17 protein-coding genes are annotated in these 21,791 nt (G+C 72.3%); 4 read left to right on the top strand and 13 right to left on the bottom strand.

Annotation, left to right across the window (positions count from 1 at the left end; genetic code table 11):
- The 6 genes from KE274_RS07265 to KE274_RS07290 all read right to left on the bottom strand — a co-directional run bounded on the left by KE274_RS07265 (window position 1) and on the right by KE274_RS07290 (window position 6,065).
- Window positions 1-969 carry a phosphotriesterase family protein gene (locus KE274_RS07265; RefSeq protein ID WP_211542304.1) on the bottom strand — a complete coding sequence of 323 codons (969 nt, stop codon included), beginning with the start codon at window positions 967-969 and terminating at the stop codon, window positions 1-3.
- Window positions 969-1,931: a shikimate dehydrogenase family protein gene (locus KE274_RS07270; protein WP_211542306.1), complete on the bottom strand. Its 963-nt coding sequence runs from the start codon at window positions 1,929-1,931 to the stop codon at window positions 969-971. The genes KE274_RS07265 and KE274_RS07270 overlap by 1 nt, the downstream gene beginning before the upstream one ends.
- Window positions 1,931-2,893 (bottom strand): phosphoglycerate dehydrogenase, encoded by a 963-nt coding sequence (locus KE274_RS07275; protein ID WP_249186133.1) that lies wholly within the window; start codon window positions 2,891-2,893, stop codon window positions 1,931-1,933. The genes KE274_RS07270 and KE274_RS07275 overlap by 1 nt, the downstream gene beginning before the upstream one ends.
- Window positions 2,893-4,383, bottom strand: a complete 1,491-nt coding sequence (gene xylB, locus KE274_RS07280) for a xylulokinase (protein WP_211542310.1) — start codon at window positions 4,381-4,383, stop codon at window positions 2,893-2,895. Before xylB ends, KE274_RS07275 begins: the two co-directional genes overlap by 1 nt.
- A 9-nt stretch (window positions 4,384-4,392) precedes the next feature.
- A complete protein-coding gene (locus KE274_RS07285; protein ID WP_211542312.1) occupies window positions 4,393-4,968 on the bottom strand; it encodes a glucose-6-phosphate isomerase family protein in 576 nt (191 codons plus the stop codon).
- Between the two features lie 122 nt (window positions 4,969-5,090).
- Window positions 5,091-6,065: an acetylxylan esterase gene (locus tag KE274_RS07290; protein ID WP_211542314.1), complete on the bottom strand. Its 975-nt coding sequence runs from the start codon at window positions 6,063-6,065 to the stop codon at window positions 5,091-5,093.
- 107 nt (window positions 6,066-6,172) lie between these two features.
- On the opposite strand from KE274_RS07290, the gene KE274_RS07295 reads away from it, so the two are divergent.
- Window positions 6,173-6,985 (top strand): DeoR/GlpR family DNA-binding transcription regulator, encoded by an 813-nt coding sequence (locus KE274_RS07295; RefSeq protein ID WP_211542316.1) that lies wholly within the window; start codon window positions 6,173-6,175, stop codon window positions 6,983-6,985.
- Between the two features lie 11 nt (window positions 6,986-6,996).
- Here the strand turns inward: KE274_RS07295 and KE274_RS07300 are convergent, their stop codons facing one another.
- The 6 genes from KE274_RS07300 to KE274_RS07325 all read right to left on the bottom strand — a co-directional run bounded on the left by KE274_RS07300 (window position 6,997) and on the right by KE274_RS07325 (window position 15,199).
- A complete protein-coding gene (locus KE274_RS07300) occupies window positions 6,997-7,884 on the bottom strand; it encodes a LacI family DNA-binding transcriptional regulator (RefSeq protein WP_307872165.1) in 888 nt (295 codons plus the stop codon).
- Between the two features lie 68 nt (window positions 7,885-7,952).
- On the bottom strand, window positions 7,953-10,214 hold the full coding sequence (locus tag KE274_RS07305; RefSeq protein ID WP_211542319.1) for an FAD-dependent oxidoreductase: 2,262 nt from the start codon (window positions 10,212-10,214) through the stop codon (window positions 7,953-7,955).
- A 36-nt stretch (window positions 10,215-10,250) separates the two neighbouring features.
- Window positions 10,251-12,056 (bottom strand): BNR-4 repeat-containing protein, encoded by a 1,806-nt coding sequence (locus KE274_RS07310; RefSeq protein WP_211542321.1) that lies wholly within the window; start codon window positions 12,054-12,056, stop codon window positions 10,251-10,253.
- Window positions 12,057-12,067: 11 nt separating this feature from the next.
- Window positions 12,068-13,393 (bottom strand): extracellular solute-binding protein, encoded by a 1,326-nt coding sequence (locus KE274_RS07315; protein WP_211542323.1) that lies wholly within the window; start codon window positions 13,391-13,393, stop codon window positions 12,068-12,070.
- 49 nt (window positions 13,394-13,442) lie between these two features.
- Window positions 13,443-14,348 (bottom strand): carbohydrate ABC transporter permease, encoded by a 906-nt coding sequence (locus KE274_RS07320; protein WP_211542325.1) that lies wholly within the window; start codon window positions 14,346-14,348, stop codon window positions 13,443-13,445.
- Window positions 14,345-15,199 carry a carbohydrate ABC transporter permease gene (locus tag KE274_RS07325; protein WP_211542327.1) on the bottom strand — a complete coding sequence of 285 codons (855 nt, stop codon included), beginning with the start codon at window positions 15,197-15,199 and terminating at the stop codon, window positions 14,345-14,347. Before KE274_RS07325 ends, KE274_RS07320 begins: the two co-directional genes overlap by 4 nt.
- A gap of 329 nt (window positions 15,200-15,528) precedes the next feature.
- Here KE274_RS07325 and KE274_RS07330 point away from each other — a divergent pair, with 329 nt between their 5' ends.
- Genes KE274_RS07330 through KE274_RS07340 form a run of 3 tightly spaced genes read left to right on the top strand, consistent with a single transcriptional unit; the run spans window position 15,529 to window position 20,877 of the window.
- Entirely contained in the window at window positions 15,529-19,602 is a 4,074-nt protein-coding gene (locus tag KE274_RS07330; RefSeq protein WP_211542329.1) for an Ig-like domain-containing protein, read from the top strand.
- Entirely contained in the window at window positions 19,593-20,198 is a 606-nt protein-coding gene (locus KE274_RS07335; protein WP_211542331.1) for an SGNH/GDSL hydrolase family protein, read from the top strand. The genes KE274_RS07330 and KE274_RS07335 overlap by 10 nt, the downstream gene beginning before the upstream one ends.
- Window positions 20,199-20,217: 19 nt before the next feature.
- Window positions 20,218-20,877: a GntR family transcriptional regulator gene (locus tag KE274_RS07340; RefSeq protein ID WP_211542333.1), complete on the top strand. Its 660-nt coding sequence runs from the start codon at window positions 20,218-20,220 to the stop codon at window positions 20,875-20,877.
- Between the two features lie 103 nt (window positions 20,878-20,980).
- On the opposite strand, the gene KE274_RS07345 is transcribed toward KE274_RS07340, so the two are convergent.
- A complete protein-coding gene (locus KE274_RS07345; protein WP_211542335.1) occupies window positions 20,981-21,790 on the bottom strand; it encodes an amidohydrolase family protein in 810 nt (269 codons plus the stop codon).
- Window position 21,791 lies beyond the last annotated feature (1 nt).

Raw genomic sequence — 21,791 nt, forward strand, 5'->3', positions numbered from 1 at the left:
TCAGGGGGTGAGGGTGAGCAGGCGGGCCGGCGTGGTCACGAGCATACGCTCGACCGCCTCCTCGCCCACAGTCTCGCGGAGTCGCGGGAGGTAACGTTCGCCGAGGTACGCGAGGCCGGGCATGCCGCCGTAGGCGAGGTACCGCGTGCGACGGGCGACATCGCCACCGAGCACGATGCGGTCCCCGCCGCCGCCCGCCACCACCGCGGCCGTCAGCGCCAGCAGCTCCGCGTCGGACCGGGTGCGCGGACGCGCGACGCCGTCGTAGCCGAGGTGGGCGCCGCGCTCCGCGAGCGACAGGTGCAGCCCGGGGTCGGGGTCGCGGTCGGCGTGGGCGAGCACCACCCGCTCGGCCCGCACACCTTCGGCGGCGAGCAGGTCGAGCACCTCGTGCGCCGCCGTGCAGAACTCCAGGTGCACCATGACCGGGGCTCCGGTCGCGCGGTGCGCCGCCGCCACCGCGACCAGGGTCGTGCGCTCGAACGCGCTGATGCGCCAGTAGTCGATGCCGCCCTTCAGCATCCCCGCCCGCACCGGTGTGCCCGTCGGCGAGGTCGCGAGCGGCACCTCGGGGGCGGCGAACACGGCGTCGTCCGTCACGGGCATGCCGCGCGTGAGGTCCGACACGAACAGCTCGGCGAGGCGCTCCTCGTCCCACACCCGCATCGGGTGGTCCGCGCCGTAGTGGGCCTCGCGGTGCCGGCCCGTGGTCGCCACGATGCCGAGCCCGGTGCGGTCGCCGATGCGGGCCAGGGCCGCGGGGTCGCGGGCCAGGCCGAACGGGGTCGCATCCACCATCGCGTCGAAGCCGCTCGCGCGCAGCGACGCCGCCTCCTCGCCGGAGGCCGCCTCGTCGTCGAGCTCGTCGCCTGGCAGCAGCGGCGACACCTGGAACAGGTGCTCGTGGTAGTTCACGCGCCCGAGCTCCGACGCCTCCACGTCGCCGAGCACCGTGCGCACGACCGCCATCAGCGCACCGACTCCGCCGCCTCGGCCAGTCGCTCGACGACCTCGGGCGTCAGCTCCAGCTCGAACACGTCGGCCACCACCTGCGACCAGCCGTGGATGAAGTAGCGCCAGCCGTCGACCACGTGCAGCCCGCGCGCCTGCTGCTGCGCCTCCGCCTGGTGCAGGAACTCCAGCGAGCCGCGGTAGTTGAACTCCCACGCGTACGCGCCCTCCGGGAACACGACCGCATCGGTCAACGGCGACCCGGGACGGTCCTTGCCGAGCCCGGTCGCGTTCGCGATCACGGAGCCGGCGGGTGCGGCCGACACCAGGGCGTCCGCCTCCTCCGGCGTCTCCGTGACCACGTAGCGGATCAGGTCGTCCGGGGTGCCGTGCTGGCGGTGCACCTCGCGCAGGTGGTCGAGCTTGTCCTGCGACCGCGCGGTCACGGTGATGCGGGCGGGCGCGTCGTGGCGCTCCGCGAGAGCCCAGCTGAGCGCCGTGCCCGAGCCGCCCGCACCCAGGATCACGACCTCGGCCCCCGTGCGGGCGAAGTGGTCGGCGGGGAGGAAGTCGTTCAGCGCGAGGTCGACCGTGAGCGGATCCTTCGCGCGGCCCGACAGCCGGGGGCCGCGCTTGGAGATGCTCGAGATCTCGGCGCACGACACCGCGAACGGGTCGAGCTCGTCGAACAGGTCGGACGCCGCCGTGAACACGTTCATCTTGTGCGTGGTCACCAGGGCCCCGCGGTGGTGCGGGTCGTCGCGGATCTGCTCCACCATCGCCCGGTACTGCGCGGCGTCGGCATCCATCGGCAGGTCGTGGCCCACCAGCGTCCTGGTCGGCAGGTCGAGGATGTCGGCCCACAGCGGGAACACCTTCATGATCGACGACGACGCGGTGGTCACCCCGACGAAGCCCATGTAGTCGGCTGCGGCGGGGGTTCCCGCGGCGGTGTCGGCGGTAGCGGCGGTGGTGGTCATCACTTCTCCTGGGGAACGGGCACGGGGTGGGCGGGCTCGGCGCCGCGCAGCACGGCGATCACGTCGTCGAGCGACAGCGACCCCATGTTGTCGACGGCCTGGGTGGTCTGCGCGCCGAGGTGAGGCGTGACGATCACGCGGTCGGCGAGGTCGGGCGCCAGCAGCGGGCTGTCGTGTGCCGCGGTGTCGCCGTCGAGCGTGTCCGCCGCGTAACCGGAGAGCACGCCGTCGCGCAGCGCCTCGGCCACGGCCTGCTCATCCACGAGGTCGCCGCGTGCCGTGTTCACCAGCACGGTGCCGCGACGCATGCCCGACAGGCGCTCGGCGTCTACCAGGCGCTGGCCGCCGGGGGCGTGCAGCGTGATCACGTCGGCCGCGGCGAACAGCTCGTCGAGCGACACGGGCTCCGCGCCCCGCGCCCGCACCACGTCGGCGGGAAGGAACGGGTCGGCGGCGAGCACGCGCGGGCCGAAGCCGCCGAGCCGGCGCGCGACCCCCTGCCCGATGCGACCGAAGCCCACGATCCCGACCGTCGCGGCACCCAGCTCCCGGCCGCGGCGCACGCCCCAGTCACCGGCGCGCACCCGGCGGTCGCCGTCCGGCACGAACCGGAGCGCCGCGAGCATCAGGCCCACCGCGTGGTCGGCCACCGCGTCGGCGTTGGCGCCCGGCGTGTTCGTCACGGGGATGCCGCGGCCGCGCGCCGCTGCCAGGTCGACGGCCTCGGTGCCCACGCCGTACCGCGCGACCACCTTGAGCTTCGGTGCGGCGGCGAGGTGCGCGTCGGTCACGGGACCGGTGCCCGCGATCCACGCGTCGGCGCCGTGCAGCAGCGACCGCAGCTCGTCGAGGTCGTGGTGCGCCGGACCGCGGAGGATGCGGTGGCCCGCCCGGGCGGCGCGCTCGACGAGGTCGAGGTCGCCGTCGGAGAACGACCGGCTGGTGACGAGGATGACGCCCATCAGCGCGGCCGTCCGGCGAACCACGGCGCGAGGGCCGTGTAGGCGTCGGTGAAGCGCGCGTGCCGCTCGGCGTACACCGCGTGGCGCCCGGGGTCGGGCGTGAACTCCGCCGTGACCTCGCTCAGCGCGCGGGCGGCGGAGAAGTCGGTGAGGCCGAGGCCGACGGCGCCCGTGACCGCGGCGCCGAGGCTGTTCGCCTCCTCCACGATCGTGCGCCGCCGCACCGGCACACCCCACACGTCCGCGAGCACGGAGAGGTAGACGTCGCTCTGCGCACCGCCGCCCACCGCGTCGATCCGGTCGATCACGGCGCCCGACTCGCGGAACGCCTGGATGCACGTGAGCAGGTTGAACGCCGTGCCCTCCAGCACCGCGCGTACGAGGTGTGCGCGGCCGTGATGGCGGGCGAGGCCCACGAAGGCGCCGCGGGCGTCGGGGTCCCACAGCGGCGATCGCTCGCCCAGCAGGTAGGGGAGGAAGTAGAGGTCGTCGGTGTCGACGTCGGCGGACGCCTCCGCCACGAGCCGGCCGGTGCCGGGGTGCGCGGGATCGGGCGACAGCGCCTCCGCGATCCACTGCACCGACGCGCCACCGGCCTGCATGGTCGCGGTGGGCACGAACGACGCGGGCACCACGTTGTCGAACGTGAAGGTGCGCATCGCCGGGTCGTGCAGCGGGGCGTCGGCCGCGAACGAGATCCACGACGAGGTGCCCAGGCACACGTAGGCGCCGTCTTCGGGGGCGACCACGCCGGAGCCCACCGCGGCGAGCGGGCCGTCGCCGCCGCCCATCACCACGCGCACGCCCGTGTGCAGGCCCAGCGCCTCGGCCGCGGCCGGGGTGAGCGGGCCGGCGATCTGCGTCGATTCCAGGATCTCGGGGAACAGCGACGGGTCGAGCCGCGCGGCCGTGAGCACCTCGTCCGACCACGTGCCGGCGGCCTGGTCGTAGGCGTTCGTGCCCGAGGCGTCGGAGCGGTCGGTGGCCAGGCGCCCGGTGAGCCGCAGCACGATGAAGTCCTTCGCGACGCAGACCCGGCGCACCCGCGCCCACACGTCCGGCTCGTTGTCGCGCACCCACATGATCTTCTCGACCGAATAGGTGGGGTTGAGGCGGTGGCCGAGGATGCCGTACGCCCGCTCCGCGCCGATCGCGGTCTCGAGCTCGCGCTGCTGGGCTCCGGCGCGCGTGTCGGCCCAGATGATCGCCGGCCGGGCGGGCTCGCCGTCGGCGTCGAGCAGCACGGCCCCCATCATCTGACCGCTCACCACGAGTCCGGCGACGTCGGCGGGCGCGGTCGCGGTGCGCGCCAGCAGGTCGCGCGTGGCGGTGACGACCGCATCCCACCAGTCGTCCGGGTTCTGCTCGGCCACCCCGCCCGCGGCGAAGTGCGCCGGGTACGGCACCGTGACCGAGGCGACCAGGCGGCCGTCGTCGTGGTGCAGCGAGGCCTTGTTGCCCGTGGTGCCGAGGTCGTGCGCGATCAGCATGGCCGGAGCCTATTCCGCGTACGGACGCAGGTCGACGCCGGAGGCCGAGCGGTAGGCGCGCGAGCCCATGCCGTGCTCGAGCACCCAGCCGTAGTCGTGGCCGGCGCCGCCCGGGTAGACGGCGAGGAAGGCGTAGGGCTCGTCGCCGGTGTTGACCGAGCGGTGCGCCCAGCCCGGGGGGATGTAGCCGATCGTGCCGGGGAGCATGTCGAGCCACTCGGTGCGCTCGCCGTCGAACATGAGCAGTCCGCCGCGGCCGCGCAGCGCGAGGTAGATCTCGCCCTGGTGGTCGGGGTGCTGGTGGCCCTTGGTCATCCACAGCTCGCCGGACGTGTCGCCGGGCATGATCGTGGTGATCGACTGCGGCAGCTCCCGGTCGATCTCGGGCACGGGCGAGCTGACGACGGTGTAGACGACGGGGTCGTCGCCGGAGGCGGACGCGGCCCAGGCGTCGTGATCGCGGAAGAGGCCCTCCAGGTCGGACATGCGCCGCGTGAGCGTGGGGCCCTCGGGCGAGAGGGTCAGCTTCTCGGCGTCGAAGGCGATGGCCATCGGCGGGATCGGCGGGGTCTGGTACTCGGGCATCGATGCTCCTCGGACGGATGCTGCGGCGCTGCGCAACCTGTAATGACAGGTTCACTGTACCTGTTATGACAGGTTGCGTCCAGTGCTCGTCTGCGCGGGAACCGTCGCGCGGACGTCGGCGCTCAGCGCGCGAGCACGCGCTCCAGATGTGCCCGGCCGTCGCGGAAGGCCGCCGCCGTCACAGCGGTCGAGCCCGGGTACTCCGCGTGCCCGGCGGGCAGCACCGCGAGCTCCCCCTCGCGCGCCCCGGCCGCCACCGCGAACTGCCCCTGCGGCGGCACGTACTGGTCCCACAGCGCCGCCTCCACGCGCACCGGCACCTCCGCGAAGCCGATGCTCGTCGACGCGTCGAACCACCGCAGCACCTCGCGCGCCTCCGGATGCCGCTGCACGTACTGCCGCACCGTCTCGCCGCTGCCCAGGCACGGCACGGCCAGCCGCTCGTCGTACTGCCCGAAGCTCGGCACGATCAGGGTCGCGCCCACGAAGCGGTCGTCCCACGGCAGCGCGAGCGCCCCGATGCCGCCGCCGAAGCTCTCGCCGACGTAATAGAGGGGAAGGTCGCCGACGAGCGCGATCAGTGCGTCGGCTGCGAGCCACAGGTCCCGCGCGCACAGCCCCAGCACGTAGCGCTCCGGGTCGTCGATGCCCGCGAGGACGTGCTCCGGGGTGGGCTCCGGCGCCCCGATCCCGGCGTTCAGCGTGCCGAGCCCGCGCGCCACGGGGTAGATCGCCGCGACGTCGTCCGGCACCCTGGCCAGATCCACCGCATCGCGCCCGCCGTAGCCGTGGCCGTGCACGACGCCCGCGCGCGCGGACCCCGACAGCGGCTGCACCACCCACGCCCGCAGCCGCACGCCGTCGACGCCCGAGTGCTCGACGACCGACACCCGGCGACCCTGCTCCTCGGTCGTGGAGAGCACGACCGGGGCGGCATCGACCGCGGCGGCCTCGCTCCGCCAGCGGCGCCAGAGCGCGGCGAAACCGGGCGGCGCCGGCACCGGGCGGACGGCGCGGAGGTCGGCCTCGCTGCGTCCGTAGCTGCCGTCGAACGCGGCGTCGGGGAACCAGGTGGCGTAGGGCTCGGGGAGGGTCATGCGGGGTACGGGCTCCTGTTCCGGGAGTGGGGCGGGCGGGGGTGCGTCGACCGCGGCGGGCCGAGGGGGTGCGTGGCAGACTGGAGGCTCGATCGGAAGGAGACCGCGTGCTGGTCACGGAGCGACGCGAGCGCATCCTCGCCCTGACCCGCGATCGCGGCACCGCCTCCATCGGAGAACTCGCGGCCACGCTGCAGGTGAGCGAGATGACCGTGCGGCGCGACCTCGACCAGCTCGCCGAAGAGGGCGCCGTCGAGCGCGTCCGCGGCGGCGTGCGGGCCCGCGGCAGCGCGCGTGTGCTCCCGGCTGCGGCGGTGTCGCCGGAGCGGCGTGCCATCGTGGCCGCGGCGGCCGGCCTGGTCGAACCGGGCATGGCCGTCGGCATCTCCGGCGGTCCGACCGCACTCGCGCTCGCCAGGGAACTCGTGCGGGTGCCCGAGCTCACGATCGTCACGAACGCGCTGCCGGTGTCCGACCTGTTCTCGCCGCCCGACCGCGCCGATGCGCCCTACACGCAGACCGTGGTGCTCACCGGCGGCGTGCGCACGCCCTCCCAGGCGCTCGTCGGCCCGGTCGCGGTGCGTGCCCTCGAGCACCTGCACTGCGACCTGGTGTTCCTCGACGCGCACGGGCTCGACGAGCAGGCCGGCATCACCACCATGAACCTGCTGGAGGCCGAGACCAACCGGGCGCTCATGGCCGCCGGGCGCGACGTGATCGTCGTCGCCGAGCACAGCCGCTGGGGCGTGGTCGGGCTCACCACCGTCGCCGACCTCAGCGACATCGACCGCCTCATCACCGACGACGGTCTCGACGACACCGCACGTGAGCGCCTCGCGGCCCACGTGGGCACGCTGCACATCGCGTCGCGCGACGACGACGGCGACGAGCGAGCCCTCGCGACGGCGATCGCGGACTGAGTCCGCCGCGGTCATCGCGCCGTGCTCGCCCGGGGGATCAGCCGGGCACCGACCGTCACGTGCCGCACCGGGAGGTCGGCGCCGGGGGGCGCGGCGATCTGCCGCTCCAGCTCCGAGAACGCCGCATCGACCAGGCGATCGTGATCGGGCGCGATCGTGCTGAGGGCGGGGACCGCGAAGCGCGCGGCACGGATGTCGTCGATACCGATCACGGCCACGTCGCGCGGCACGTTGCGCCCCAGCGCCTGCAGCGCGGCCAGGGCGCCGAGCGCCACCGAGTCGTTCGAGCAGACGATCCCGTCGAGATCGGCGACCGCGGCCGCCATCGCCCCCGCGACGCGCTGGCCCTCCTCCGCCGTGAACGCGTCGACCTGCGCGGTCAGCGCGGGGTCGGGCGCGATCCCGGCGGCAGCCAGGGCGTCGAGATAGCCGGCGTGACGGCGGTCGGCGGCATCCGACGGGCGGGCGTCGCGGCGGCCGACGAAGCCGATCCGGCGGCAGCCCACCGCGAGCAGGTGCTCCGTGGCGGTGAACGCGGCCGCGCGGTTGTCGATCGTGACGTGCGTGAACGGGCTCACCTGGATGTGCTCGCCCAGCAGCACGAGCGGACCGGGCGAGGTACGGCGGGTGAGATCGGCGACCGTGAGCGAGCGCGGGATGTGGATCAGCCCGTCGATGGGCGGCAGCCCGACGCCGTTCGCGACATCGATCTCGCGGCCGTGATCGCCCTCCGTCTGCACGATCAGCACGGCCAGTCCGCGGTCGTCGGCACCGCGGACGATGCGCGACCCCAGCTCGGCGAAGTACGGCTCCTCCAGGTGGGGCACCGCGAGCGCGATGAGCCCGGTGCGGGTGGCGCGCGCCACGGGGAGCACGCGGCCGCCGGGCGAGGTGGACACCTGCGGCCTCCTGGAGGGACGACGGTCGCCGCCGGGTCGGCGGATGCCCTTCACGTTAGCGCCCTCCGTCACGATTGCACCCGGAACGCGATCACACGGGCCTCCGCGACGCCGTTCGTGCGCTCCACCACGAGCCGCGCGGCCGTGAACGCGCCGAGGTCGTCCGGCAGCGGGTGCACGCGCAGACGGTGGCGGTTGTCGCGCTCCTCCGCCACCGTGCGCCACTCGTCCGCCCCCTCCGGTCGTACCTCCACGCGGTAGTCGCGCACGAGCTGGGGCAGCACCTCGTCGGGACTGCGGTGATGGTGCAGCGTGTTGAGCTCCAGGTCCACATCGTCGTCGAACACCAGGCGCAGCTCCGAGCCCGTCACCGCCGTGTCCCAATCCAGCCGCAGCCACTGCGGACCATCGGACTCCGGGTCGGAGGCCCACAGGTGCGGTCCGCCGAAGGGACGGTTGTAGCCCGAGGTCGCCCGCTCCGGGGCCGCGGCCTCGGACGCCGGGCTCGTGCGGAACGCGGGCACCCGCCCCCGCAGCGGCTTGGTGGGCCACTGCACGAGCAGACCCTCGCGGTCGACCTGCACGTTGCGGTCGTCATTGTCGACACGGTGCACCAGGGTCAGCACCCCGGGCGGCAGCTCCGACACGAGCTGCACCCGCACCAGCGGGTTGGCGCGCAACACGACGATCGCGTTCTGCGGCACCTCCGGCGCGAACGGCGTCTCGGCCCGCACCCAGTTCGGCCCGCCCGCGGGCACCTCGACCACGGTGCGGTGCTCGAGCACGGCGGGCACCACGTTCTGCGGGCGGCCCGTCGACCACACCTCGACCGTGACCTGCGTGTCGGTGTCGGCGCTCAGGAGCAGCTCGGTGGTGTCGAGCCGCGGGTGCACCGGCACCACGATGCCCAGGTCGTCGACCAGCGTGTGCGGGGTCGCGGCGGCCACGGCGCCGGGCGGGGTGCCGATCGTGCGCAGCGCGCTGGACGCGGTGACGGTGGCCGTGCGGGCGAGGTCGGACGGGTCCTCGTTCGCGACGCCGATCAGCGACGCATCGGCGCGCAGCAGTGCCTGCCGCAGCTCCGCCCTGTGGTGCGCGTACAGCTCCCGCGGGGTCGCGTCGTGCTCGTAGCAGAGGGCGGCGGCGGTTCCGGCGGCCTCGCCCATCGCCGCGCAGGTGGCCATCACGCGGGCGGCCCCGAACGCGATGTGGGTGGCGGAGACGTCGCGGCCCGCCATCAGCAGGTTGTCGACGTTGACCGAGTACAGCGAGCGGAACGGGATCTCGAAGACGCCGTCCGAGAACCGCTGCACGGCGCCGGCGCCGGTCGCGTACATGCCCTCCGCCGGGTGCAGGTCGATCGACCAGCCGCCGAACGCGACGCCGTCGTCGAACGACGTCTGCTCCAGGATGTCCTGCTGGCGCAGCGTGTAGTCGCCGATGAACCGGCGGTACTCGCGCTTGCCGGGGATGTTGCCGATCCACTCGAGCGTGAGGTTGTCGGCGTCGAACTCGCCGGAGTTCTTGATGTGGTCCCAGATGCCGAGGATCACGGAGCGCAGCTCGTCGCGGATGGCCTCGTTGTCGTCGACGATGTCGAGCGTGCCGCCCCACTCGATCCACCAGTAGTGTGCGCCGCTGTCGCCGCTGCGGATGATGCGCGACGAGGGGATCGGCGTGGTGGAGATGTCCTTCGCGCTCTCCGGGGCCACGTACTTCACCGGATGCCCGAGGTCTTTCGTATAGAAGAGGAGCGTCGAGCCGAGGAACTCGCGCACAGGCTGCTCCGGCGCCCAGTCCTCGCCGAACTCGCTGCGGCTCTCCTTGCCCAGCCGGTGCCGCGCCCCGACGAGCCGGCCGACCAGGCCGTCGCCCGTGCAGTCGAGGAACAGCGGACCGCGGAACACCGTGCGGATCTCGGAGCCCATGGTCCAGCCGGTCACCGACCGGACCCGACGGGCGTCGTCGGGTCCGGTGGCCTCGGCCTCCAGCACCTCGGTGTTGAGGAACAGGGTGAGGTTGGGCTCGCGCCGCACGATGTCGAGCACCACGTCGTCCCAGTACACCGGGTTGCCCTCGGGGTTGCGGAACTGGTTCTCCCTGTACATCTCGCCGATGATCCCGGTCTCCCGCGCCCACCGCTGGTTGCCGTGCGCGGTCGCCCCGCACACCCAGACCCTCACCTCCGAGGAGGAGTTGCCGCCGAGCACCGGCCTGTTGTTGATCAGCACGGTACGTCGGCCGAGGCGGGCGGCCGCGACGGCGGCGCTCACTCCGGCGAGGCCGCCGCCGACGACGATGATGTCGGCTTCGACGGTCTGGGTGCGCATGGGGATGGTTCCTTTCGGGAGGGGTGGTGCGGCCGCTCAGAGGGCGGCGATCGCTTCGATCTCGTAGACGCGGGCGACGTCGGTGGCGGAGTCGGACGGGTCGGTGATGACGAGACGGACCGCGTCGGCCGTGAGACCCTGGGCGTCGACCACGACCGTCGTCCGGGTGTTGTCGGCGATGCTGCCGACCGTGACCCAGCCGGTCGCGGTGCGCAGCTCGACCGTGAAGTCGCGCAGCACCGACGCCTGCGGGGGTCCGACGGTGTAGCCGCTGCGCACCCGGACCACGTCGAGCGGCGCGGCCTCGTCCCACTCGACCGTGATCGTGGGCTGCGTGTCCGCGGTCGCCGAGATCCACCGGCTCGCGTCGGTGCAGCCGCCGTCGACCGCTTTCTCCGGGCCCGTGTCGGCGCGCAGCTGCGACGAGGCGGTCGCGGTACCGCCGAGCGCGAGGTTCTCGCCGCCGGAGTCGCCGCGCAGGGAGGAGACGATGGCGGCGACGCTCGTGCCGCCGGGCTGACCGTCGCGCGGGACCTCGGCGTGCCGCAGGGTGCCGCCGCCGGGGACGGCCGGAGCGCTGAGGTACACCACGTCGGTGCCGTCGGTGCGGGTCGCCGCGCGGAGCCGCTGCTGGCCCTCGACGGGGTCGCCCACGGCGTCGGCCGTCCACCCGGAGGCGCCGGCCGTGAGCAGCACCGTCTGGCTGCGGGTGATGCCGCAGTCCTGCACCGACACGACCGCGTACACGCGGGTGTCGCCGCCCGCGGTCGTGGTGTCGAGCGCGGCGATGGTCTGCACGCCGCCGCCGAGGGCGTCCGTGTCGATGAGGGTCTCGCTGGTCCAGGCGCTGCCGTTCCAGGAGGCCCACTGCACGTCGAACGCGTTCTCGGTCTGGTCGGCGTACCGGTAGGTCACACCGACGAGGTCGCCGTCGGCGATGGCCATCTTGGCGGTCTGCACCGCGGGCACGGCATCGCCGATGGTCTCGCCGGGCTGGTAGCCGCGCCACACGACCGCGCCGGGGGTGTCCGGCCGGATCGGCGTGGGCAGCGCCTGTCCCGCGACGTCGCGGAAACCGCCCGTCGCGGGGTCGTACACCGCGTACGAGCCGAGGTGCCGGTAGGGGTCGGCGGGCCACGGGCCCCACTCCCACAGCACGTGCACCCTGCCGTCCGCGTCGACCTCGAGATCGTCGGGGTAGAAGGAGTGGTTCACGGCCGCGGCGATCGTCGTCTCGCGGGTCCACGTGCCGACGGCGGGGTCGTAGTGGTACAGCACCCCGTCGCGGCGCGCCTGCGGGTCGGCGCCCACGCGCACCATGAGCCACACGTCGCCGTCGGCACCCTGCGCCGTGACCGGATACGAGATCGCGGCACCGGCGTCCGGCATCTCCGCGCTCACGTCCACGAGCGTGGTCGCGTCGTACGGCGCGGTGGAGCGGAAGTACTTCCACGGCTCGTGGTGCATCGAGACGAACGCGTGCAGGTAGCCGTCGCCGTCGATCGCGATGGACGGCTGGTTGTGGCCGTTGTCGTCGAGGTATTCGGCGCACGCCCCGGTGGCCAGGCGCAGGCAGCCGGAGGTCCAGGTGCCGTCGGCCGCCCGGACGGCGACGTTCACCTGGTGCTTCGACGCCGCCGAGCCTGGCACGTTGTAGGCGAAGTAGGTGTCGTCGCCGTCGACCACGAGCGGGTTCCACCAGCCGGACTGGTTCGAGCTGTCGACCGTGACGGGCACGGTCTCCACGTCTGGCGTGGCGGCGCCGGCCGGGGCGGGCACGGCGAGCACGAGCGCGGCGAGGGCGGCGGCAGCGGTGGCGCCGGCCTTCGAGCGGAGGGTCATGGCGATGCTCCTCAGCCCAGCAGCTTCTGCGCTTCGTCGCCGGCCTGGGCCATGGCGTCCTTGGCGCTCTGCTGGCCCACGAGCACGGCCTGCACGCGGTCGGCGATCGCGGTCTCGATCTGGGCGTACTGCGGGTACTGCCAGAACGGGTTGGTGGTGGCGGTCGCGGTGATCTTCTCCGCGAAGCGCGCGCCGAACGCGTCGGACGCGACCTCCTTCGACGCCTGCGCCTCCTCGGTCACGGGCGGCAGGCCGCGCAGCGCGTAGTCGCCGAGCACGGCGTCGAGGTCGCTCGTGGCCCACTGCCCGAAGTCCGCGGCGGTGCGCGTGCTGTCTCCGGCACCGCCGCCCACCACGGCGATCGCTCCACCCCAGACGAGGGCGCGCGGGGTGTCGCCCTTCTTCAGCACCGGGCGCGACTCGGGCACGAGCTTCGACGCGAGGTCGGGGTCCGGGGAGTCCTTCGTGACGGAGGCGCGGCCGACCGGGGCGTCGTCGTAGATGGCCGCCCGGCCCTGGGCGAACAGCGACCGGGCGTCGAAGCGGTCGACGTCGGCGGCGATCAGGCCCTGGTCGTACAGCGACTTGTACCAGGTGACGGCCTCGACGCTCGCGTCGTCGCCGATCGTGACCTCGCCCTTCTCGACCAGGTCGCTGCCGAAGGTCTGCATCCAGATCAGGATGTCCTTCAGCTGCGCGGCCTTGGTGGAGGCGGCGTAGGGGATGAGCCCGCCGCCGAGGCCCTTGAGCTTCTTCAGCGCGGATTCGTAGTCGTCGACGGTGGTGGGGAACTCGTCGATCCCGGCCTTGGCGAGCAGCTCGGAGTTGGTGACGAGACCGATCGCGCCGATCGTCCACGGGAACGCGTACTGCTTCCCGTCGAGCTGCGTGGCCTCCAGGCTCGATGCCGTGTAGCCGCGGCCCTTCGTGAGCGCCGACACGTCTTCGAGCTTGCCGAGCGCGGCCAGCGAGGCGAGCCAGGCGACGTCGACGTGGGCGGCACCGGTGAACTGTCCGCCGCGCACCTGCAGCATGAGCTGCTTGAAGTACTCGTTGTAGGGGAAGGAGACCTCGGTGATGCCGACCTTGTTGGCCGTGGTGTAGCCGTCGAGCAGCGCGCGCGTGGCGGGGGCGGCCGCCTCCTCCGTGAGCGACCAGCTGGCGAAGGAGAAGTCGGTGGCGGTGAAGTCGCCGCCGCCGAGGCCGGAGGCGGGGGAGGAGGACGGGCTGCCGGTTCCTCCGCCGCTCGGCATGCAGCCGGCGAGGAGGAGCCCGGCGGCGCCGAGCCCGGCGAACTGGAGCAGCTGGCGACGGGAGACGGTGGTGTTCTCGGACATGGGTGTGCTCTCTCTTCTTCGAGGGATTGCGGGTGAGGGGTGGTGCGGGTCAGCCCTTGACCGCGCCGGCGGTGAGTCCGCCGACGAGGAAGCGCTGCAGGGCGATGAACGCGATGGCCACGGGGAGCGAGACCACGAGCGAAGCCGCCATGAGTTCCGGCCAGGCGGTGGACGCCTCGCCGATGAAGGTGTTGACGAGGCCGGGCGGCAGGGTCTGCTTGTCCGGGCCGGCGAGCGTGAGGGCGAAGATGAAGTCGTTCCAGCCGCGCACGAACGCGAAGAGCCCGGCGGCGATGAGTCCCGGCGCGGCCAGCGGCAGCACGATCGAGTGGATGATGCGCATGCGCGAGGCGCCGTCGACGCGAGCGGCCTCGATCAGCTCGTCGGGGATGGTGTCGAAGAAGCCCTTCAGCATCCACACGCACAGCGGCAGGGTGAAGGTCGTGAACGACAGCACGAGCGCGGTGTAGGTGTTGAGCAGGCCGTAGGCGGAGAACACCGCGTAGAGCGTGATGAGCAGCAGCGCCTGGGGGAACATCTGCGAGGCGAGCACGAAGTACATCAGGCTGCGGCGGCCGCGGTAGCGGAACTTCGAGAACGCGTAGCCCATGTAGGCCGACACCAGCACCGACAGGATCGCCGTGATGACCGACACCACGATGCTGTTGCGCAGGTAGCCGAACAGGGCGGGGTTGTTGGCGAGTGCGGCGTAGGCGTCGAACGTGATCTCGGTGGGGAAGAGCTTCGGCGGGTAGCTGAACACCTCGGTGCGCGGGGTGAGCGAGGTCGCCAGCAGCCAGTACACGGGCAGCAGGGCGAACCCGCCGAACACGACGACGGCGATCCAGGCGCTCACGGTGGTGGCGCGGCGGTCGGCGCGGTGGCGGCGACGGCGGGGTGCGGCGGGCGGGGCGGAGACGGCGGCCACCGTCTCCTCGGTCAGCACGGCGGTCATCGCTTCTCTCCCTTCTCGGACAGGCGGACGTAGACGACGACGAGCGCCATCAGGAGGATCATCCAGAGCAGGCCGATGGCTCCGGCGTGCCCGAGGTCGAAGCCGTCGAACGCGGTCTCGTACACGGCGGTGGCGAAGGTCTGGGTGGATCCGGCGGGGCCGCCGCCGGTGAGGACGTAGATGATGTCGAAGTGCTGGAAGTTCCAGATGAACTCCAGCAGGATCACCAGCCCGATGATGCCGCTCATCTGCGGGACGGTGATGGAGAAGAAGCGGCGGACGGTCCCGGCGCCGTCGATCTCGGCGGCCTCGTGCAGCTCGATCGGCACGGTCTGGAGGCCTGCGAGGAGCATGACCATCATCCAGGGGAACGACTGCCACGTCTTGGCGACGATCACGGCGATCATGGCGGTGGTCGGGTTGGCGAGCCACGCCTGCGGGGAGTCGATCAGCCCGACGGTCTCGAGGGCCGCGTTGAGCACGCCGTAGTTGGCGTTGAAGATCCACATCCACAGGAACGACACCACGACGCCGGGGATGAGCCACGGGATGAGCATGAGGCCGCGCAGCACCTTGGCCCCGCGGATGCGCGTGTTCAGGGCGAGCGCGAGGCCGAAGCCGATCACGAACGGCGCGATCGTCGTGCCGAGCGTGAACACGAGCGTCTGGACGAGCAGCGGGAAGAACTCGCCGGTGAGCACGTCGACGATGTTCTGGAAGCCGACGAACTCGCGGCCGGGCTCGACGAGGCTCTGCTTGTAGAACGCGGTGATGAGCGCGGTGATCAGGGGGTAGACGACGACCGCGGCGAGAAGGGCGAGGCCGGGTGCCGTGAGGAGGAGGGCGAACATCCCGTCCGAGAGGCGACGGGGCCGGCGACCTGTTCCTATCTGTGAGGAAATGGTCTGTTCTGTCATCTAGGTCATCCTTGGCCTGGGGTGATGTGTCCGCACTCTCGCGGTGCGGTCTCGGGCTTCCTCAGTATTTCCGGCAGATTACGCCGGAGTCAACTGGAGAGAGGAATCGTCCAGAACTGGTAGAAGCTGTGATGTTTGTGACAATGAATCCGGGCGCTCAATATCGATGCTTGCTAGTCGATTATCGATTGGCTACGGTCGGAGCAGCCGCCCCGCGGCGCCGCGCGCGATCGTCGTGCGGAAAGCGACAGTTCGGAGACGCAATGAAGCGTGTGCTGGCAAGCCTGGCCCTGGCGGCGGTGTTCGGATCCGCCCTCGGCGCGACGGTCCCGTCGGCGGCAGCGGCCGCGGACGACGACGCCCTCTACCTGGCGCCGGGGGGTGACGACTCCGCCGCCGGCACGAAGGACGACCCGCTCGCCACCCTGGAGGGCGCCCGCGACCGCATCCGTGCCCTGAAGGCCGACTCCGGCCTCCCCGCCGACGGCCTCACGGTGTACCTGCGCGAGGGCGAGTACCCCCGCAGCTCCTCGTTCGAGCTTGGCGAGCAGGACTCCGGCACCGCCGACGCCCCCATCACCTACCGCTCCTACCCGGGGGAGACGGCCACGCTCACCGGCGGGCGGGAGCTGCCGCGCGACCAGTTCGCCCCCGTGGACGACACCGCCGTGACCGACCGCATCATCGACGCCGCCGCGCGCGACCGCGTGGTGGGCATCGACCTCGCCGACCTCGGCATCACCGACTACGGCCAGCTCAGCCGCCACGGCTACTGGAAGGCCAACGACGTCAGCACCACGCCGCCCATGGAACTGTTCATCGACGGGCAGGGCATGACCCTCGCGCGCTGGCCCAACGCCGACGCCGCGACGCCCACCGTGCAGATGGGCGACATCATCGACGCCGGGCCCGACCGCAACGACGCCGACCTGCAGGACCGCGGCGGCACGTTCACCTACGGCTACGACCGGCCGCAGTACTGGACCCAGGCCGAGGACGTGTGGCTCGACGGCATCTTCGGCTACAGCTGGGAGTGGTCGTACAACAAGATCGAGAGCATCGACACCGACGCGAAGACCATCACCCTCCGCTACGGAGAGATGTCCGGGATCATGAAGAGCTGGTTCCCCGACTTCCACTTCGCGCAGAACCTGCTGGAAGAGCTCGACGCCCCCGGCGAGTACTACATCGACCGCGAGGCCGGGAAGCTCTACCTGATCCCCAACGCCGCCTTCACCTCGGGTCGCGGCGACGTCACGGTCACCACGCTCGACGAGCCCATGCTGCGTGCCGACGGGGCGTCGTACATCACGTTCGACGACCTCGTCATGGAGTACGGCCGTGCCACCGCCGCCGTGATCCTGGGCGGCTCGCACGTGACCGTCTCGCACAGCGACATCCGCAACTTCACCGACGGCGGCGTGCTGATCAATTCGCCCGGCCGCTACACCTACGACGGCATCCCGGTGAACCGCGGCGGCCGCGACCACGCCGTGACCGACAGCCGCCTCACCCACGTCGGCGGCGTCGGCGTGGTGCTGCAGGGCGGCGACAAGACCACGCTCGAGCCCGGGCGCAACCGGGTCGAGAACTCCGAGATCGCCGACTTCGCGTACTACCACAAGGCCTACAACCCCGGCGTGATGTTCGACGGCGTCGGCAACGTCGCCAGGGACAACGAGATCCACGACGCCCCGCACCCGGGCATCATCGTGCACGGCAACGACCACCTGTTCGAACGCAACGAGGTGTACGACGTGTGCAAGCAGTTCCACGACCTCGGTGCGATCTACATGAACTCCGGGAAGACCCCGCAGCAGCGCGGGCACGTGTTCCGGGAGAACTACTTCCACGACATCGGCGTGGGCATGGCGGGCGTCGAGGGCATCTACGCCGACAACTTCACGTGGGACCTCACGATCGAGAAGAACGTCTTCGTGAACATGGGCAACGGCGCGATCAAGAGCGGCTCGGCCGACTACATCGAGGCGCGCAACAACGTGTTCGTCGACGCCTACGCCCCCTACGACAACTACGAGCAGTGGATGGGCAACCAGGAGGGCAACGTGGTCGACCGCGACTACATGCCCGCGTGGCAGCAGGTGTTCGCCGACAACAACGACTTCGTCGGCACGCCGTACCTGACCAAGTACCCGGAGCTGGCGCACTTCTTCGAGGACGACCACTACTTCCCGAACCACAGCACGTTCGCGCAGAACGTGGTGTGGAACCCGAATCGCGCCCGCATGGCCGGCGTGAACGAGCACGGCGCCAAAGACGGCAAGAACCTGCTGAACTACGAGGACAACTGGGTGGCCGACGCCGACCCGGGCTTCGTGGACGCCGCGGGCGGGGACTACGCGCTGAAGGACGACGCCGCCGTGTTCGACCAGATCCCCGGGTTCGAGGCGATCGCGTTCGGCGAGATCGGCGTCGACGGCGAGATCGGGCAGACGCAGCAGCCGCAGACCGTGCCGCTGGAGGACATCGCCTTCGACAGCGACAGCATCACGATCGACGCGGGCGACGAGGTGCGCGTGCGCGCCGTGCCGCTGCCGTGGAACGCCGACGACGCCGCCGTGACGTACGCCTCGGCCGACACCGCCGTCGCGACCGTGAACGACAAGGGCGTCGTGTTGGGGATGGGCCCCGGCACCACGACCGTCACCGCGACCGCGAAGGCCGACGCCGGCAAGACCGCCACCATCGAGGTGGTCGTGGAGGAGGGCGACGGCGTGCTGCACTTCACCGACTTCGAGTCGGGAGCGAACGGCTGGCCCACCGACCCCAACCGCAGCATCCAGATCGACGCCGCGGGCGACCGGGTGTACCGCATCCTCAAGGGCGCGAACAGCATCCTGCCGCGCGACTTCACCGAGTTCGTGCTCGACTTCGACGTGACGGCACCGGCGACCACGCCCGCCAACGCCGGACTCATCGTGTACGACCGCAACGGCAAGGGCGGCGGTTACATCCGGTTCCGCCAGGCCGCCGCCGGCCCGACCTGGACGATCTTCGACGATGCCTGGCAGACCGTGGCGCAGAAGGTCGTGCCGGCGGCCCAGGGCCTCACGCCCGGAGCGATCTCGCACGTGCGCATCGCCGTGCAGGACGGGCAGATCCGCATCTCCGTGAACGGGGCGGTCGCGCTGGAGGGCGCCGATCCCGCTCCCGGTGCCGCCGGCCGGGTGGGCTTCTACGTGGAGAACTACGCGTCGCTCGATATCGACGACATCGGGTTCTCGCTCTCCGGGGTGCCCGTCACCGGCGTGAGCCTCGACGCCGACGCCGTGGGCCTGACCGTGGGCGAACGGCGCACGGTCGCCGCCACGGTCGCCCCGGAGGACGCGAGCGACGCCCGCGTCACCTGGACCAGCGACACCCCTGCGGTGGCCACGGTCTCGGCGGGGCGCATCGCCGGGGTCGCCGCGGGAACCGCGACCATCACCGCGACCTCGGTGGCCGACCCGAGCCTCAGCGACACCGTGACCGTGACGGTCGCGGACGCCGAGTACCCCACCACCCGCCTCGATGCGCAGCTGAAGGACGGCGCGAACTGGAGCCAGTCCGACCACATCGCCGTGGACGACACCGGAGTCGTGATCACCGGCGAGGGCGTGCACGGCTACGAGGCGGAGCGCTTCGGCGACACGCTGCTGCAGTTCGACGCCGACTTCGGCGCCTTCGACGGCGGGTGGTACGGCTTCCAGGCGCGCTCCGACCAGACCGGGCTGCCCGCCTGGCAGAACTCCAACACCGGGTACCTCGCGGTGATCAAGGAGGACGTGATCGAGTTCCAGAGCTGGACGCCGGGACAGACCATGCTCGACACGATCCCCAACACGGTCATCGCGCCGAACTCCACCCACCGCATCGAGTTCGGGGCGGTCGCGGAGGACGGCGGCACCCGCGTGGTGCTCCGCGTGGACGGCGTGACCGTGTGGAACCTGGTCGACGCGCGGCAGAACCTCCGCGTCGGCGCCGACGGGTTCTTCAACGTGTACCACTACGGCAAGACGAACACGCTGGCCGTGCGACCCACGCCGCCGCCCGCGACCGTGACCGGGATCTGCTGGGCCCCCGAGGCCGACCCCAAGACGCGGTACGTGCGCGGCGAGGAGCTCGACGTGACGGGGATGGTGCTGGGCGTCGACTGGAGCGACGGCAGCCGCACCACGCAGCAGGTCACCGCCGACATGGTGAGCGGCTTCGACAGCAGCAAGGTGCGCCCGCACCTCACCCTGACCGTGACGTACGCTGGCGCCAGCGTCGAACTTCCGGTCTCGGTGCGCCCCAAGCTCAAGGACGAGGAACAGGACGTGACACGATGCGGGTGACCTTCATCGGAGACTCGATCACCGACGCGGGGCGCGACCGCTCCGACCCGGGGTCGTACGGCGACGGGTACGTCTCGCTCCTGGTGCCCGAGCTGCGCGCCGAGGGGGCGGCCGTGCGCAACCTCGGCATCGCCGGCAACCGCGTGCGCGACCTCGCGGCCCGGTGGGACGAGGAGCTGCTGCCGACCGCGCCGGAACTGCTGACGGTGTACGTCGGCGTGAACGAGATGCTGCGCCGCTTCGACAGCGACGACCCCACCACGGACGAGGAGTTCGCCGCCACGCTCGACGGGCTCCTGCAGCGGGTGACCGCGGCGCACGGCCCTCGGCTGATCCTGATGGAGCCGTTCTTCCTTCCCGTGACCGCGGAGCAGCGGGCGTGGCTCGGCGAGCTCGACGGCAAGCGGGCGGCGGTGCGGGCGCTCGCCGCGGAGCACGGTGCCGCGTTCGTGCCGCTGCACGCGGTGTTCACGGCGGCCGCGGAGGAGTATCCGGTGGCCGAGCTCGCTCCGGACGGCGTGCACCCCACGCCCCGCGGATCCGCCCTCATTGCGGATGCCTGGCGCACGGCCGCGTCCATTAGCGATAGTCGATAATGGACGTAGACTGATGGTCATGACGGATGCTCTCGGCACGGCCGGACTGCAGCGCGGACTGCTGTCGGATCAGATCTACGCCCTCATCAAGGCCATGATCAAGGACTCGACTCTCGCGCCCGGCGAGCAGCTGGTGGAGTCGCAGCTCGCCAGGCAGATGCAGGTGAGCCAGGCGCCCGTGCGCGACGCCCTCAAGCGGCTCGCGCACGAGGGGCTCGTGTCGCACGTGCGGCACCAGGGCAACTTCGTCGCCAGCTACTCCGCGGAGGAGGCGGCGCAGGCCAAGGTCGCGCGCGTCGAGCTCGAGGGCCTCGCCGGACGGCTCGCGTGCGGGGCGCTCGACGCCGACCGCCGCGCCGAGCTCGTCGGCCTGATCGCGCAGATGCACGAGGCCGCCGAGGCGGAGGACCTCGCGCGGTTCCGTGAGCTCGACTTCACGTTCCACCGCGCCGTGATCGAGGCCAGCGGCAACGTGTACCTGCCGCGCATGTGGGACCTGCTGGAGCCGAGCCTGCGCGTGATGCACGTGCTGGGCGACCCCACGTTCACGGGCGACTGGCACGAGGTGGCCGACTGGCACGCCGGGCTGCTCGACGTGCTGGACGCGGGCGACGAGGAGGCCGCGACCTCGCTGTTCCGCGCCCACGCCGCCGGCACCCTCCTCGACGACCCCGCCTGACCCCGCGGCTCCTCTCGCGCCCTTCGTCTCGCGTCGCGGTTCCTGAGCGAGGAGCGCAGCGACGAGACGAAGGACCGCGGTCCCTGGCCGCGAGCCGCCCGGGCTAGGCGGTGAACGGGGAGAGGCGGTCGGCCGTGGCGCACCAGAACGCGCGCTCCTCGGACCCGGAGAGGCGGGGCAGCGCGGCGCGGGTCGCGTCGAGCACCGCGGCGTAGGTCGTGCGCCGGGTCGACATCGGCCAGTCGCTGCCGAACGCGAGGCGCTCCGCCCCGAACAGGTCGAACGCCAGCCGCAGCAGGCCGCGCGACTGCTCCGCGCCGCGGGTCGGGAGGTCGAGCCCGGAGACCTTCGCGAACACCCCGGGCGCCGACGCGGCCTCGGCGAGAGCGGCGCGCCACGCGGCGTCGGCCGTCCCGGCGCCGAGGCCCAGGTGGCACACCACGATCGCGGTGCCGGGGTGCCGCCGGGAGAGGGCGGCCGCGGCGGGAAGCTGCTCCGGGCGGATCAGCAGCTCGAGCGTGCGGGCGGTCGCGCCCAGACGGTCGGCGAGTGCGTCGAGGCCGTCCACGTCGGAGAGATCCGCGGCGAACTGCGGCACCGCGGCCCGCACCCCCACCACCGCGGGGGTGAAGGCGACGGAGGTGGCCCCGGCCGCACGCCCCGGCTCGGGGGAGTACTGCAGCACCACGCGCCGCAGGAACGGGTCGCGCGCGGCGGTCGCGGTCAGCCACTGCGCCTCCGCCACGGAGTCCGCCGCCTGCACCGCGATCGCGGACGACACCCCGGCGTCCGACAACTCTCGCGCGAGGTCTGCGGCGGCGGCGTGCCGCGGCAGACCGAGGTCGTCGCGGAACCACGGGATCGGCACGGCGTCCGCGTCCCACACGTGCACGTGCGCGTCGACGATCCGCACG

The organism is Microbacterium paraoxydans, assembly GCF_018224615.1.
Taxonomy (GTDB): Bacteria; Actinomycetota; Actinomycetes; order Actinomycetales; family Microbacteriaceae; genus Microbacterium; species Microbacterium paraoxydans_B.

Bases quoted from the DNA above. Each gene is read 5' to 3' on its own strand.
- KE274_RS07265 (WP_211542304.1), bottom strand. From the start codon at position 969: ATGGCGGTCGTGCGCACGGTGCTCGGCGACGTGGAGGCGTCGGAGCTC.
- KE274_RS07270 (WP_211542306.1), bottom strand. From the start codon at position 1,931: ATGACCACCACCGCCGCTACCGCCGACACCGCCGCGGGAACCCCCGCC.
- KE274_RS07275 (WP_249186133.1), bottom strand. From the start codon at position 2,893: ATGGGCGTCATCCTCGTCACCAGCCGGTCGTTCTCCGACGGCGACCTC.
- xylB (WP_211542310.1), bottom strand. From the start codon at position 4,383: ATGCTGATCGCGCACGACCTCGGCACCACGGGCAACAAGGCCTCGCTG.
- KE274_RS07285 (WP_211542312.1), bottom strand. From the start codon at position 4,968: ATGCCCGAGTACCAGACCCCGCCGATCCCGCCGATGGCCATCGCCTTC.
- KE274_RS07290 (WP_211542314.1), bottom strand. From the start codon at position 6,065: ATGACCCTCCCCGAGCCCTACGCCACCTGGTTCCCCGACGCCGCGTTC.
- KE274_RS07305 (WP_211542319.1), bottom strand. From the start codon at position 10,214: ATGCGCACCCAGACCGTCGAAGCCGACATCATCGTCGTCGGCGGCGGC.
- KE274_RS07310 (WP_211542321.1), bottom strand. From the start codon at position 12,056: ATGACCCTCCGCTCGAAGGCCGGCGCCACCGCTGCCGCCGCCCTCGCC.
- KE274_RS07315 (WP_211542323.1), bottom strand. From the start codon at position 13,393: ATGTCCGAGAACACCACCGTCTCCCGTCGCCAGCTGCTCCAGTTCGCC.
- KE274_RS07320 (WP_211542325.1), bottom strand. From the start codon at position 14,348: ATGACCGCCGTGCTGACCGAGGAGACGGTGGCCGCCGTCTCCGCCCCG.
- KE274_RS07325 (WP_211542327.1), bottom strand. From the start codon at position 15,199: ATGTTCGCCCTCCTCCTCACGGCACCCGGCCTCGCCCTTCTCGCCGCG.
- KE274_RS07330 (WP_211542329.1), top strand. From the start codon at position 15,529: ATGAAGCGTGTGCTGGCAAGCCTGGCCCTGGCGGCGGTGTTCGGATCC.
- KE274_RS07335 (WP_211542331.1), top strand. From the start codon at position 19,593: ATGCGGGTGACCTTCATCGGAGACTCGATCACCGACGCGGGGCGCGAC.
- KE274_RS07340 (WP_211542333.1), top strand. From the start codon at position 20,218: ATGACGGATGCTCTCGGCACGGCCGGACTGCAGCGCGGACTGCTGTCG.